This is a genomic window from Tepidibacillus fermentans (assembly GCF_004342885.1).
Lineage (GTDB): Bacteria > Bacillota > Bacilli > Tepidibacillales > Tepidibacillaceae > Tepidibacillus > Tepidibacillus fermentans.
In genome coordinates this window covers 1-13,626 of record NZ_SMAB01000032.1, presented here as the reverse complement: position 1 = coordinate 13,626, position 13,626 = coordinate 1, and the positions used below count along the sequence as shown (strand labels likewise).

Genomic DNA, 13,626 nt, shown 5'->3' with positions numbered 1-13,626 from the left:
TTCCCCCAATAAGGAACTAAATACTTCTTGCATATAAATTTGAATGCTTTCCTCTAACTCGATTAAATTATTTGTACTCTTTATTAACTGATATAATCTTGATATAATTGTATCCATGAGAAGGCCTCTTTTCTAAATGTATTTGCCCGCTAAAGCATACATTTATGATAGAACGCCTTCTCTTTTTTTGCTAGTATTTTCTATCAAACTCCTCGAGAAATATTTTACGCATATCAACTTCTGAATTTATCACACTTTTTTAACAAAATATCTATTGACTATTTTGGCAATAGTTGGTATGATAAAAACACAGAGAAATTTGTCGAATCATGACGATTTTCTCTAAAAATTCTCTATGGACATGAAATGAGGGGAGTTAAAAAATGTTAAAATCTACAGGTATTGTTCGAAAAGTAGATGAGTTAGGAAGAGTTGTGATTCCAATTGAACTTCGTAGAACGCTAGGGATTAATGAGAAAGATTCTCTAGAGATTTATATCGATGGGGAACGAATTATTCTCAAGAAATATGAACCAGCTTGTATCTTTTGTGGTAACGCAGAAAAAGTATTTCACTTCAAAGGGAAAATTATTTGCAGTGAATGCTTAAAGGAAATGCCAAAAGCAGAATAACCATCAAATAAAAATGCAAACCAAAAAGGGTAAACTTTTTGGTTTTATTTTTTTTCTTCATTTTCAATATGATAAGCTTGATATACTTCTCGCTTTGCCAAATTTCGGTCAATTGAGGTCTGCTTGATTGCTTCTTTAACCGTTAATCCTTGTTCAAGATAATGAGTTACATGTTCAACTATGGTTAAGGGGTTCCACCAATTCTCCCCTAGTTGTTGAATTATTTCTTTCCTAGCCCCTTCAATAATGAGAGTGAGTTCTCCTTTTATTATATTCTTTTCCACGTATGGAATCACTTCGTCCAACTCACCACGAATGAATTCTTCATGTTTTTTGGTTAGTTCCCGAATGAGAACAATTTTACGATTCCCTAAAATTTCTCGAATCGCTTTTAATGTTTTTTCAATTCGATGAGGTGCTTCATAGAGAATCAATGTCTCTAAAGAAAATTGATAATTCTCTAATTCCCGATGAAGTTCTTTTTTTTCTCTCGGCAGAAATCCAAGAAAGAGAAACCGCTCTGTGGATAACCCAGAAGCGATGATTGCTGTGATCGCTGCATTTGGCCCTGGAATTGGAATCACCGTAACTCCATTCTTAATTGCTTCAACAACCAATTCATATCCTGGATCAGAAATGGCAGGCATTCCCGCATCACTAACCAATGCGATATTTTTCCCTTGTAACAGTAAGTCGATAAGTTCAGCTCCTCGTTGACCCTTATTGTGTTCGTGATAGCTAACTAATGGTTTATGAATCTCAAAATGATTCAACAATTTTAGCGTATGTCTCGTGTCTTCCGCTGCTATTAGATCACTCTTTTGCAAAGTACGGATAGCTCGATAGGTAATATCTTCCAAATTCCCAATCGGTGTACCAACTAAATAAAGCCTCCCCTGTTCTTCTGTATCTTCATAACTTTTTTGGATATTCAATATTTCCACCCTCTAGAATTAATTGTTCCTTCTTTTTCCGTGGTAGTCTTTTTATTTCGTTTTCCCGTTTAAGGCCCCAGCTTTTCCCTTGGCCTTTTTCAACGTAAACTAACTTAACAGGTCCTCTTCCTCTGGTATACTTGGCAGCTTTCCCCAGTTGGTGTTGTTTTAACCTGTGCTCAATACAATTCGTTGATCCTGTATAATAGGTGTGGTCTTTACATTCTAAAATATAGACGTAATAAGGTTCATCCACGCTGATCACCATAATAGATTTGATAGATTTCTTCAGTATACTTGCCATCCTCTCCATAAACGATTAATGGAGGTAAGACATGGAGTTCTTTTCCACCATGCTTTTTAGCCTCAATTAACACCATATTTGCTTCTTTGTGACGATGAGGATGGACAAATTGGATTTTCTTTGGTTCGATTCGATACCCTCTCATTAATGAAATCAGTTCAACCAAGCGAGATGGACGATGAACCATAACTAGTCGTCCTCCCACCTTTAATAATTGATCACTGGTTTGAATGACTTCTTCTAAATTGGTAAGAATTTCATGGCGGGCAATCGCCAAATGTTTGTTTAGGTTTTGGTCTTGTCCTGTTAATGGTAAATAAGGTGGATTAACTGTGACTAAGTCAAATACGCCTTTGCCAAATAATTTTGGTGCCTCTTTTAAATCGCTATGTACCATCTCAATTTGTGACTTTAATCCATTCATTATAATACTTCTATTTGCCATATCGACTAATCGTTCCTGAACCTCAACACCAATAATCGAAGCCCTTGTTTTCGTCGCGAGTAGTAATGGAATGACCCCATTCCCACTACATAAATCGATGATTTTCCCTCTTTGTGGAATGATGGGAAAATGAGCTAATAAGACAGCATCCATTGAAAAGGAAAATACATCTCTACTTTGAATAATTTTTAATTGTGAAGTTAAGTCATCGATTCGTTCGTTTTCCAATAGAGTTATTTCCATACATTCACCTTTTGTTATATTACTTAAGATTATCATATAATTTAACGATCTAATCAAGATCATGCAACTAGAACATACAAGCCACATCGCTTTGTATATTCCAACGCACTTCGTTGTCTAAAACATTGGCTTGTATGTTCTATAAGCTGCGACTTTAGCGAGCAAGCTTTCCTACCGACTGTTTATTCAAGGAAAGCCGCGAGGTATCGGAGTAGCGTTAGAACATACAAGCCACATCGCTATGTATATTCCAACGCGCTTCGTTGTCCATGTATTTCTTTTGAAGGAAAAGGACTTGAAAAAAAAAACGACCTCTGTGTTAGGATCGTTACGATTTATTCAAAAAAGATAAACAGAATAAACAATCACCTTCTGTTCGTAAATGGCCATAGTGAACATTACATACATGAAAGCCCTCTTGGTATAAGCGAGCTAAATTATCATAACCTTCACCAATATTCGCTATTTCCTTCTTGCTATCACCTGACGTTTGTGGAGCTTCGATTTGAACATTTTCATCAAGCCTTTGCCTTAGTCGATCATTCTCTAATTCTAACTTATGATTTTCTTCTAGAAGGGCGACTATTTTCTGTTTCAATTGTCCTAATTCTTGGTATAATTGGCCAATTTGTTCCTCAATAAAGGTTACCTGTGAAAAAATCTCCTTTTTTTCCACAATCTTCACCCCAGATACTAAAATTCAAGCTCACCTTCTACTTCTACTACATCATATAGAGGAAATTCCTCTACAGACCCATCGTCTAATTCCACTTGTACCTTACGTTCAAGAATGTTAAGCCCTACTACTTTCCCTACTCCGTTTGTAGTCATGACTTGACTACCGATATCAGGCAATTCATGTTTTCCTGTTTCATAATTGTCATTTTCATATTTTAAACAACACATTAAGCGTCCACATAAGCCTGAAATTTTTGCAGGATTTAAAGAAAGATTTTGATCCTTCGCCATCTTAATGGAAACCGGCTCAAAATCTCCTAAAAAAGTAGAGCAACAAAGTACTCGTCCACAAGGCCCAATACCTCCAAGCATTTTCGCCTCGTCACGAACTCCAATCTGCCGTAATTCAATTCTCGTCCGGAAAACGGCAGCTAAATCCTTTACTAGCTCACGGAAGTCTACACGACCGTCAGCAGTAAAATAGAAGATAATTTTATTTCGATCAAACGTATATTCCACATCAACTAATTTCATATCTAATCCATGGGAATGAATTTTTTCGAGACAAATTGAAAAAGCCTCTTCCGCATCAGTTTTATTCTTCTCTACATGTAGGGCATCTTCATCTGTTGCGACGCGAATAACTTTTTTCAGAGGAAGAACTACATCTTCTTCTTCTACGGTTTTTTTACCAATTACAACTTGTCCATATTCAATCCCACGGGCTGTTTCTACGATTACAAAACTATTTTTCTCAATCTCTAAATCACCTGGATCAAAATAATAGATTTTACCTGCTTTTTTAAAGCGGATTCCTACTACTGAATACACCAATATTATCCCTCCTGAAGCAATATTACCAATTGCTCCAAAGCTAGTTGTGGGTGAACATGTGAAGCAATTCGTCGTTTTGTTTCGAGAATTTGTTCTATTTTATCTAAAAGCTGATTTTCGCTCATATTCAGTCCGTATTGGTTTAATAAATCAAGATAATCTTTAAAAATAACAGCATGATGCCGATGAAGTCTTATATTTAGAATATCTCTATACCAAACCAATAGTAAATCTAAAAATCTTGGTAATTGTTCTTTTACTTCATCATCTTTCAAAATCTTTTCTTGAATGGATAATAAGGCCTGAGGAGATTTCGACAAAATCTCCTTCACCCATTGTATCATTAGACTTTTCATCTGTGCAAACCATTCAGATATTGCCAATTCCTTCACTTCATTGCGATCATTTGTTAAATAGGCTGCAAGTAATATCTCTTGCTCAGAATAACCATCTTGTTGAAAAAGTTCTAAGATATCTGTTGGTTTTAATAAAGAAAAATAAATTACTTGACAACGCGAGCGAATGGTCGGTAATACCATATGAAGATTCTCGACTAAAAAAAGAATCGTTACGAATGGATGTGGTTCCTCAATAAATTTTAATAAACTATTCGCGGCAACTGTCGTCATCTTTTCCGCCTGTTCAATAATATAGACCTTACGTTTCGAATCCATGGCTTTATAATGAAATTCATGTTGAAGCTGCCGAATCTGATCAATCGTGATAGATTGCTTCTCTGGTTTTACAAATATTACATCAGGGTGATTGTGATGATTGATTTTTCGGCAATGAAGACAATGGTCACAAGCATTCCCATTTCCATCTTCACAATTCAATGCCTTTGCGAATTCTATCGCCATTTTTGCTTTTCCTACACCTGTCGGGCCAACGAAAATGTAAGCATGGCCTACACGGTTATTTTGAATGCTTCTTTTTAATTGTTCTGCAACTCGCTGTTGACCGATGACCTGCTCAAAAGACATAATGTTCACCTTTCATATTTTAAAAATAGAGATTGATTAATAATCCTTTAATTTCACCAATTCGATCAAGCAGATCAATTTGTTTATGTTCCTTTTCCATAATTAGATTGGTAAGGTCAATTAATTTTTGATCAATTTGACGTATTATCTTATATTTTTTGGTCCGTCCATATCGATCATAACTATGTTGATCGTGAAATTCTAAACCAGAATGAACAGCTTCATCAATAAATGTTTTAATCAGTTCTTTATATTTTTTTAATTCTTTTAGATTCTTTGTTTGTGTAAGCCGTTTCCCCTGTTCGTCAATTTGATTTAATAATTGCTGTAGTTTCGCTTTTGTAATTTCCCTACCTTCAGAGGAAAGAATATCTGAAAAAGTGTGACCTAGTTCAGAAGTCGTGGTCAGATTCCGTTCTATAAGTCGATAAGATTTGATCGTCTGCATCCCTTGTTGTATCTTCATTTTTTTATCATTCCTTAGAATTGTTGAAATTGCTCAATGGGTAAGACAAATACAGTTGCTCCTCCAACCTGAACTTCAACTGGAAAAGGAACATAGGATTCAGCATTTCCTCCTAAAGGAGATACTGGGGAAACTAACTGTTTTCTCGCCTTACCATTATCTTTAATAATCTGTAGAACTTCATCTACTCTTGAATCCTCTACACCTATCAGAAATGTCGTATTTCCAGCCTTTAAGAACCCACCTGTGCTACTTAACTTTGTCGCCCGAAAGTTTGCTTTTACAAGAGCTGACGATAAACGATGACTATCTTTGTCTTGCACAACGGCAATCACCAATTTCATGTTAAAACACCCCTTCTTACTTTGTATCATTTATTTTATTCATTACATATTCCTTTTACTTTGAAGAAAGGAATCGAAATCCGACTTTATCTGCTGGAAGATTTGCTCAATCGGTTGGTCTGCTTTGATCTTAATGATTCGATTTGGTTCTTCCTCTGCTAATTTCATAAATCCTTGATAAACCCTTTGATGATATTCTAATTCCCGCTGTTCGATACGATCTAATTGTTCGCGAAACTCACCTTGTGTTCTTCCGATTAATCGTTTTCTCCCTAACTCAGGAGAAATATCTAATAAATATGTTCGATCCGGTCTTACATTTGAACTAGCAAAACGATTAATCCCTTCAACGGTCTTACGATCGATTCCTAACCCAAAAGCTTGGTAAGCAATACTCGCATCAATATACCGGTCACATAAAACAATCTTACCTTTTTCTAGTTCTGGCAATATGACTTCATGTACCAATTGTGCCCGAGATGAGGCATATAATAAGATTTCTGTCTGATCTTTTAATTCAATATGTTCGGGATCCAATAGAATTTGGCGAATCTTATTACTGATGACTGTACCACCAGGTTCCCTTGTGGTTATATATTCAAAACCCCGTTTCTCCAGATATTCAGCTAAAAGGGAAACTTGCGTTGTTTTTCCAGCACCATCTGGACCCTCAAAAGTAATAAATAATCCTTTCAATCTGATCCTCCTCACGATACGTCAACCACATTTATCGTAGAAATGGTTGGATCTACTACACCCTGGAACTTTGAACCCATTTCTTTTAATTCCAAAAGGTAAGATACCATTCCCTTTGTGATTCTCTCCCCTAATTGAATCAACGGTATCCCAGGTGGATAAGGGATCACCATTTCTGCAGCAATCATTCCCACTGAGGCTTTCAGCGGTACAACCTTTTTCCTCCCATATATCACTTGATCCAAGGATATCGTACTTGTTTGCTCTTGATCAATCTGATGAAAGTTAAATTCCATAGATGGAATGCTTTTTCCTTCTTTCAACAAATCTTCTTGATAAAGCTGATCGATGATGGATAATGAATGATACAAAGCTTTTATATCCCCAAGTGTATTACCATAAGTCATAATCGCTAAAGTATTCCATCGATCTGCTAGTTCAGTAAAGATATTGCTTTCTTCTAATTGTCTTTGTAGATCAAAACCGGATACTTTCGGAATCTGACTTTGAATCGTTCTTTTTAATGGATCAGTAAAATATTGACTTGGGATCAAATGTTGTACCTGAATTCCATCTAATGTTGAAGCCTTTTCGTCAAACCACTGAAGCCACTCTAGAACAGGATCCCAAAGCGATTCTCCTTTTTCTTCAATGAGACGACAAGTTAAGTCCAACGAAGCCATTATAGGATAAGATGGGCTAGATGTTTGAACGACTGATAGAAAGAATTTGAGACGTTCGATATCAATCAATGAATCATAATTAACATGGAGCATTGAACCCATTGTCATTGCAGATAATGTTTTATGAGTAGATTGTACTACGAGATCGGCTCCCATTTGAATAGAAGACTTTGGAAAAGACTTATGAAATCCAAAATGGGCACCATGAGCTTCATCAATGAGTAAAGGAATTCGGTAACGATGTACCAATCGGGCGATTTCCGTTAAATCGACACCAATCCCATAATAATTGGGATTCGTTAATAAGACTGCTTTCGCCTCTGGATGATCCATTAATGCCTTTTCGATGGTCTCAAGGCTGACACTCCCCCAAATCCCTAAAGAGGGAATATATTCTGGTTGAACGTAAATAGGGATCGTTTTTGCCAAAATCAACCCATGAATGACCGATTTATGTACATTTCTTTGAACAATAATTTTGTCCCCTGGTTTACAAGTAGCAAGGATCATTGCTAAATTTCCAGCAGTACTTCCATTCACAAGGAAAAAGGTTGCTTTTGCCTTAAACACTCTCGCTGCTCTTTTTTCAGAATCTAAGATCACACTCTCCGGTTGATGTAGATCATCAAGCCCTGAGACCTCTGTTAGATCAATTTGGAGAATATCTTGAAAGAATTCCCTTCCTAAAGGGTCAAACCCCTTTCCCATCTTATGGCCAGGTACATGAAAGGAAATAGGTCGTTTCTGATGATGCAATTGTAATTGTTCAAAGAGGTACGTATTTTGCTTCTTCATTTTTGTCTTCCTTCTAATCATCTTTTAAACTCTAATTTTCCTTATTTAATCATACTTTCGTCTAGAAGTACAAACAAAAAATCAGAGACTTGCACCTTGTCTCTGATTTTGAATTACGCGTTTTTTAACCAAAGTTGTTTTAGTTGTTGAACAAAATAGTGATACTTCTCATCTTCTACTTCCGTATGGACAATATCTTCCTCACAATCATCACAAATAAAACCACCCTGAATGAAGATCCCCTCTTTCTCTTTATGACCACACATCACACAGATATGTTCAATCGATTTCATGAATTTCCTCCTTTATGATTTTAAAAACCATTATCCCCATTCCAGAGTAATTCTAAACCTTTTTATCAAGATTTTTACTAATATATGGGTTTGGATGTTCTAACGCTTCTAAAAATATAATTCCAGTTTAATATATTCATTTCCTCTCGTTCAAACAGATAAAAAGGATCGATGAGGATTTTTTTACTCATTGATCTCGCTATTTTTGGAAATGAAATGGTCATAAATTCTTCCCTTGGTTCACCGATAATCAGCACATCAGCATGCTGTGTTGATTGGTAAAAATCATTCACGATTTCTATTTTGGGGTCTGTATTTTTCCAAGATGAATTGGTAGGATATACAAAAACTTTTTTTATTGGATGACGGGAAATTTCTTTTGTTACTTCATTCCTCGGTGTTCCCCAAAATGTTATGATATGCAGAACATGTTTCCTGCTTAAATCATCTAATTGACGTTTCAGCCAATCAAGATCAAGTGGTTTCTCATTCTTCGGTAAATAGTAATTGGAATACAAAATTAAGCCTTTTTCAATGGCCTTCGGATCTATATCTCTAAAAATTACAGACTCAACGGTATGTAGATACCAATTTAAATACCTTTTATCTTTCAAGATTAGGGATAGTAATTCTGCTTCATGGCTTTTCAAAAACAAAAAAGGAGTATATTTCCGTGAAAGCTGTTGTCTTAAGCGACAAGTATATGGACCATTTGGATTTCCACCCATTATAACCGATGGTTTCCCTTTGCGTCTCGTTTTGATCAAGACAGCCACTTCGATCTTAGAGCCAATTTTCTTTAGATATTGTTCGAGGGAATTGGCTTCCCCGATCTTTTGCGGGTTTGTTAAAACAATTAGTCCGTTTTGCGAAGTGTCAATCCAGCAATTTCGATCATGAATAAATTGAATTGGTTTTTCTTTTTTCATCCAAAATTCCCCTTACAAAACAAAACTTTACGTCTATAACTTGGTACTATTCTTCGTTCAATTCTCCATGTGATAATATAAGTATAAACTTCTTTTTTTACGGTGATTGGTCATGGACAAAACAATCTATAATTATAAATTAATTCGCCGCTTACGCAAATCGCCATTATGGCTTAGTGTATATCTCCTGTTTCTTGGTAGTGTCTTTACCGTTCCTTTTCACCAACTACATCAGCCTTTTCTTCCAACCTTTATACTTATTGTAAACATATACTTTTTTTCTTATTTATTTTGGAATCTGTTAAGTCTATGGCGAATTAGAGCTTCTATTCAATTTTATTTTTCTCTCTTACCTTGGTTCGGCATAGTACCTAAACGAATGCTAAGCATTAAAGAGTATAAACAATATGAAACAATGATGTTTTTCTTTTCTAGCCTTACTTTTTTTTGGATGCTTCTCTTTTTACCTGAACCTTTTTATCTTGTCAATTTATCTCTTTTTGTTTTATTCATTGGTTATCGATTTTTCCTTTTTATTCAAATTATCTTTATCCTTCAAGTGAAAGAATGGATCAAATATGAACCGTTCGGATTATCTGTTTATCAAACAGACTCGTTTTAATTTCTTTCCCTTCTAAAAAATATCTTTCATTTCATGTTTATTTATTTTTGGGAAAAGCTATTTTTTGGAGGGATAAGGAGATGACAAGATTAGAACAGATTCATACATTGCTTGAGGAAGATAAAGATGCTCTTATTGGCAGTTACCTTAGTTTATTAGCATATATTGATATTCACCAAAATATTGCTGATAGTTCGAAACAATTTATTCTAGATTTAGCTCATACCGTTCATCATCATATTGAAGTCTTACCAAAAGATTCTTTACCTATTTTTCAAGAATTAAAAGATAATGAAGCCAAACGTCTTGAAGAACTTAATGAAAGTCAGAAGGTGGGACGAAAAAATGGTGAATGATCAGATGATCCATCTTCTATTTGATATTATTATCCCTATATTGGTCGTAATCCGTATCCCATTTCTTTATATCGATTTATTCCCACGACAGATAGGGGAAAGTGGAAAAAAACAGCTTTAGTGGTTGGTCACTAAAGCTGTTTTTTATCATATATTCACTGGTGTAGCGTTTTGTCGTTCTTGTTGTAAATGAGCAATTTTTCCTTTCGATAAGATCACTGTTGTTATAAAAGCTCCTACTGCGATAAAGAGTAAAACAAAAACAGTGTGAAGAATAATCGAGGTATCTCCAGCAGAGATAATTTCTTTTAATCCTTTTACCGAATAAGTCATTGGTAAATATGGACTAATATTTTGGAAGAACTTTGGTGTTAATTCAAGTGGGAATGTTCCTGCACTTGATGTTAATTGTAACATTAAAAGGACGATTGCTAAGAATCTCCCTGCATCTCCTAAGATGGATACCAAACCTTGAATGACGGCGATAAAGGTCATCGATAACAAAATATTATAGAGATAGAACAAAATAGGATGTGCAGGATCTAAGCCTAAAATAAATTGCAGCACAGCAGAGGAAATCACTGCTTGAATGGTACCCACAATGACTAAAGGCAGATATTTTCCTAATACCCATGAACTTGTTCGCATTGGAACTTGATCAATAGCGTGCACATCAATGACAAAGAAGAGAATCAATGCACCTACCCATAATGCGAGAGAAATAAAGTAAGGTGCAAATCCAGTACCATAATTCGGAACAGGATCGATTATCTCTGTTTTGATTTCAAGTGGCGATGCCATTTGTTCAAGTTGAGATGATGTTGGCTTTTGGTCTTGAATCTCTGTAGCCCCATCTTTTAACTTGAGACTTAACGTATTAGCTCCATCTTTAATATCAACAAGACCAGACGCAAGTTGGCTTGAGCCATCAGATAATTGTCCTAAACCATCCTTCAAACTTAATGAACCTTTTGCCGCTTTATTGGCTCCATTCATCCAATCAATTGAAGCTGTTGCCATTTTCCCTTCAGCCTGACTGATCGTTTGTACACCAGCTTGTGCTTCTGAAACACCTGTATAGAGTTGATCGATACCAGCTGCATATTGGCTAAATCCGGTTTCAAGTTGACTAGCACCAGCTTGAGCCTCTCCTATCTTTTGATCCACAACTACAAGACCACCTGCAACTTGTTGTTGTCCATTGATCAAATCAGGTAATTTAGAGTTTACATCAGCTAACCCCATCTCAACATTCTTTTGGCCTTCAATTAATGGGTTCATTCCCTGAGAGATTAGGTCAAGTTGATTTTTAATCTCACTAGCTGGCAATCCTTGATCTATGGCAAGTTTTAATTGATCAATAGACATTTGTATATTTTTCATACCTGTCGTAACTTGCTTACTTCCTTCATAAAGTTGGCTTGTTCCCGTTTGTAGTTGGGATAAACCCTTACTTACTTGTTGACTTCCAGTAACTAATGGCCTTGTCCCTTCTTTCTGAATTTGACCAAGACCACCAGATAAATCTGCAAGCCCTGTTAGAATCACTGGCGATTTTTCTTTTAATTGGGATAGCCCATTCTTAGCTTGATTTAATCCAGCTGCGATTTGTTGATTTCCACTTGCCGTTTGGGCTAATCCAAAAGAAATTTGTTTTGCTCCATCTGCTAAAACAGGTAAACCTTTGGCTAGTTCAACAACTCCATCTTTGGCTTTGTTAATCCCATCTTTTAGATCATTTGCGCCTCTTTGAGCTTCATTTGTTCCGTCACTCAATTGTTTAGCCGCATCGGCTGCTTTATTAAAGCCTAATTGGACATCCTCTAAAGATGAAGTCATTGTATCTAAATACTCTTTCGTTAACTTCTCTGATAATTTTGTTTTTAGCTGTTCAATTACCCTTTCACCTAATTGAGCGGCCAACATATTGCGACTTTCTTTTGGTATATATTCAATGACCGGCTTCACTGGAGATTGGTTCTTGACACTAGCTGCTTGTTCTGAAAAGTTTTCTGGAATACGGATCACGATATAATATTTCTGATCCTTTAATCCTTTTCGTGCTTCATCATCAGAAACAAAATGCCAATCTAATTCTTTGTCATCTTTTAGAGTATCTACAAGCTCCTTCCCTACCTCTAATTTCTTTCCGTCATATGTCGTTCCCTTATCATTATTCACAACGGCGACAGGCAATTGATTAAGGTTCTTATAAGGGTCCCAAAAAGCCCATAGATATAATGAACTATATAATAATGGCATTAATGCTACAGCGATTAAAGCAATTCTTGTGAATCGACTTGACCATAACCGTTTTAGCTCGTTTCGAGCACATTGAAGTCCATTCATTCTTTTCCCCTCCTTTTTATAAACTGACTGGTCAGTACAAAAAACATTCTACTCCCGCTAAATGATCGTGTCAATACAAAAATATTTTCAATAAAAAAAGAACATTGAATGATAAATCCAATGTTCTTAACCAATTTACTTTTTTAAACTTTCTTCAATCATCGATTGTACATGTTCCGTAATTTGTTCCGGTGTATAATTTAATTGGCCAAGTAACGTATGCAAACTGGTTACACTAATGATCCCAAAGATCGAGGATGCGGTTAATTCTAAATCTCTTTGTCGATAATCTCCTTCTTGAATTCCCTGTTCGATGTAATTTTGGAGCAATTTGAGTAATTTTTGTAACAATTCTCGAAAGCGAATTTGTCTTTCTTCTGAACCCCAAACTTCACTTAAAAGAATTTTTGTAAAATCTTTATAATCAAAGATATAGTTCACTTGAATCTCAATCGCCTTTTCTAATTTTTCTTTTCCCGAAGATAATGGTTTAGTTCCTTCGTTTAATAACTGAATTAACTGGTTTATTCCTTCTTCAATTAAGGAAAAGAAAATTTCCTCTTTACTTTTGAAATGATAATAAATTGTGCCCTTTGCAACTTTAGCTTTTTCTGCAATGAGATCCATTTTAGCCTTTTCAAATCCAAATTTAGAAAACACATCAATCGCCGCCGCAAAAATGCGTGATATTTTTTTAGACAAAAAAAAACACCTTCTCTATATTACGACTAGAATCACTAACCATATAGAATTTCCTGAACATTTGTAAGTATATCTTTATTTTAGAAATCAATCAAGATTTTTAACGATTCGTGTCAATACTTTAGTCTAAGTACCACATTCATCCTAAGCTCCCTAATTCGCTTTGTTCATGTGGGACTCTGCTCCAGAATCAGGCCTCACAATCGTCGCCCCGTTCCATGTCTTGCCACGATCGACCTTTTGTCTCGATCCGCCTATACATTAAAAAAGACCACCTATTCGGTGGTCTTACTTCTGCCTGGCAACGTCCTACTCTCCCAAGACCCTTCGGTCCAAG

18 protein-coding genes are annotated in these 13,626 nt (G+C 35.7%); 4 read left to right on the top strand and 14 right to left on the bottom strand.

The genetic code is table 11. From position 1 onward, the window contains the following. Positions 1-383 precede the first annotated feature (383 nt). Complete coding sequence (locus EDD72_RS12245; RefSeq protein WP_132770766.1) at positions 384-632, top strand: AbrB/MazE/SpoVT family DNA-binding domain-containing protein; 249 nt, start codon at positions 384-386, stop codon at positions 630-632. 44 nt (positions 633-676) lie between these two features. Here the strand turns inward: EDD72_RS12245 and rsmI are convergent, their stop codons facing one another. The 12 genes from rsmI to EDD72_RS12185 form a co-directional block, all read right to left on the bottom strand. Next, the gene (rsmI, locus tag EDD72_RS12240; protein WP_165895092.1) at positions 677-1,570 is read right to left on the bottom strand and encodes a 16S rRNA (cytidine(1402)-2'-O)-methyltransferase; all 894 of its coding nucleotides are present in this window, start codon (positions 1,568-1,570) and stop codon (positions 677-679) included. Further along, the gene (locus tag EDD72_RS12235) at positions 1,545-1,835 is read right to left on the bottom strand and encodes a GIY-YIG nuclease family protein (RefSeq protein ID WP_132770761.1); all 291 of its coding nucleotides are present in this window, start codon (positions 1,833-1,835) and stop codon (positions 1,545-1,547) included. The genes rsmI and EDD72_RS12235 overlap by 26 nt, the downstream gene beginning before the upstream one ends. Continuing rightward, positions 1,816-2,559 carry a tRNA1(Val) (adenine(37)-N6)-methyltransferase gene (locus EDD72_RS12230; protein WP_132770758.1) on the bottom strand — a complete coding sequence of 248 codons (744 nt, stop codon included), beginning with the start codon at positions 2,557-2,559 and terminating at the stop codon, positions 1,816-1,818. Before EDD72_RS12230 ends, EDD72_RS12235 begins: the two co-directional genes overlap by 20 nt. 328 nt (positions 2,560-2,887) lie before the next feature. Continuing rightward, positions 2,888-3,235 (bottom strand): DNA replication initiation control protein YabA, encoded by a 348-nt coding sequence (gene yabA, locus EDD72_RS12225; protein WP_132770770.1) that lies wholly within the window; start codon positions 3,233-3,235, stop codon positions 2,888-2,890. A gap of 17 nt (positions 3,236-3,252) precedes the next feature. Continuing rightward, positions 3,253-4,068, bottom strand: a complete 816-nt coding sequence (locus tag EDD72_RS12220; protein ID WP_132770768.1) for a PSP1 domain-containing protein — start codon at positions 4,066-4,068, stop codon at positions 3,253-3,255. Between the two features lie 5 nt (positions 4,069-4,073). Continuing rightward, positions 4,074-5,054: a DNA polymerase III subunit delta' gene (holB, locus tag EDD72_RS12215; RefSeq protein WP_132770756.1), complete on the bottom strand. Its 981-nt coding sequence runs from the start codon at positions 5,052-5,054 to the stop codon at positions 4,074-4,076. A gap of 19 nt (positions 5,055-5,073) precedes the next feature. Continuing rightward, positions 5,074-5,520, bottom strand: coding sequence for a YaaR family protein (locus EDD72_RS12210; RefSeq protein ID WP_132770754.1), 447 nt, complete (start codon positions 5,518-5,520; stop codon positions 5,074-5,076). A 14-nt stretch (positions 5,521-5,534) separates the two neighbouring features. Beyond that, a complete protein-coding gene (locus EDD72_RS12205) occupies positions 5,535-5,864 on the bottom strand; it encodes a cyclic-di-AMP receptor (protein WP_132770752.1) in 330 nt (109 codons plus the stop codon). Between the two features lie 42 nt (positions 5,865-5,906). Beyond that, positions 5,907-6,560, bottom strand: a complete 654-nt coding sequence (tmk, locus tag EDD72_RS12200) for a dTMP kinase (protein ID WP_132770749.1) — start codon at positions 6,558-6,560, stop codon at positions 5,907-5,909. Positions 6,561-6,571: 11 nt separating this feature from the next. After that, entirely contained in the window at positions 6,572-8,038 is a 1,467-nt protein-coding gene (locus EDD72_RS12195; protein WP_165895091.1) for an aminotransferase class I/II-fold pyridoxal phosphate-dependent enzyme, read from the bottom strand. A 113-nt stretch (positions 8,039-8,151) separates the two neighbouring features. Then, positions 8,152-8,331 (bottom strand): sigma factor G inhibitor Gin, encoded by a 180-nt coding sequence (locus EDD72_RS12190; protein WP_132770745.1) that lies wholly within the window; start codon positions 8,329-8,331, stop codon positions 8,152-8,154. A gap of 77 nt (positions 8,332-8,408) precedes the next feature. Continuing rightward, positions 8,409-9,260 carry a Rossmann-fold NAD(P)-binding domain-containing protein gene (locus EDD72_RS12185; RefSeq protein WP_132770743.1) on the bottom strand — a complete coding sequence of 284 codons (852 nt, stop codon included), beginning with the start codon at positions 9,258-9,260 and terminating at the stop codon, positions 8,409-8,411. 112 nt (positions 9,261-9,372) lie between these two features. Between EDD72_RS12185 and EDD72_RS12180 the strand changes: the two genes are divergently transcribed. The 3 genes from EDD72_RS12180 (at position 9,373) to EDD72_RS12995 (ending at position 10,359) form a co-directional block, all read left to right on the top strand. Beyond that, positions 9,373-9,882 carry a hypothetical protein gene (locus EDD72_RS12180; RefSeq protein WP_132770741.1) on the top strand — a complete coding sequence of 170 codons (510 nt, stop codon included), beginning with the start codon at positions 9,373-9,375 and terminating at the stop codon, positions 9,880-9,882. Between the two features lie 80 nt (positions 9,883-9,962). Then, complete coding sequence (locus EDD72_RS12175) at positions 9,963-10,238, top strand: hypothetical protein (RefSeq protein WP_132770739.1); 276 nt, start codon at positions 9,963-9,965, stop codon at positions 10,236-10,238. After that, positions 10,228-10,359, top strand: coding sequence for a hypothetical protein (locus EDD72_RS12995; RefSeq protein ID WP_279388114.1), 132 nt, complete (start codon positions 10,228-10,230; stop codon positions 10,357-10,359). The genes EDD72_RS12175 and EDD72_RS12995 overlap by 11 nt, the downstream gene beginning before the upstream one ends. Positions 10,360-10,385: 26 nt before the next feature. Here EDD72_RS12995 and EDD72_RS12170 read toward each other — a convergent pair whose 3' ends face one another. Both EDD72_RS12170 and EDD72_RS12165 read right to left on the bottom strand, forming a co-directional pair. Beyond that, positions 10,386-12,587 (bottom strand): YhgE/Pip domain-containing protein, encoded by a 2,202-nt coding sequence (locus tag EDD72_RS12170; RefSeq protein ID WP_132770737.1) that lies wholly within the window; start codon positions 12,585-12,587, stop codon positions 10,386-10,388. Positions 12,588-12,722: 135 nt separating this feature from the next. Next, positions 12,723-13,289, bottom strand: a complete 567-nt coding sequence (locus tag EDD72_RS12165) for a TetR/AcrR family transcriptional regulator (protein WP_132770735.1) — start codon at positions 13,287-13,289, stop codon at positions 12,723-12,725. Positions 13,290-13,626 lie beyond the last annotated feature (337 nt).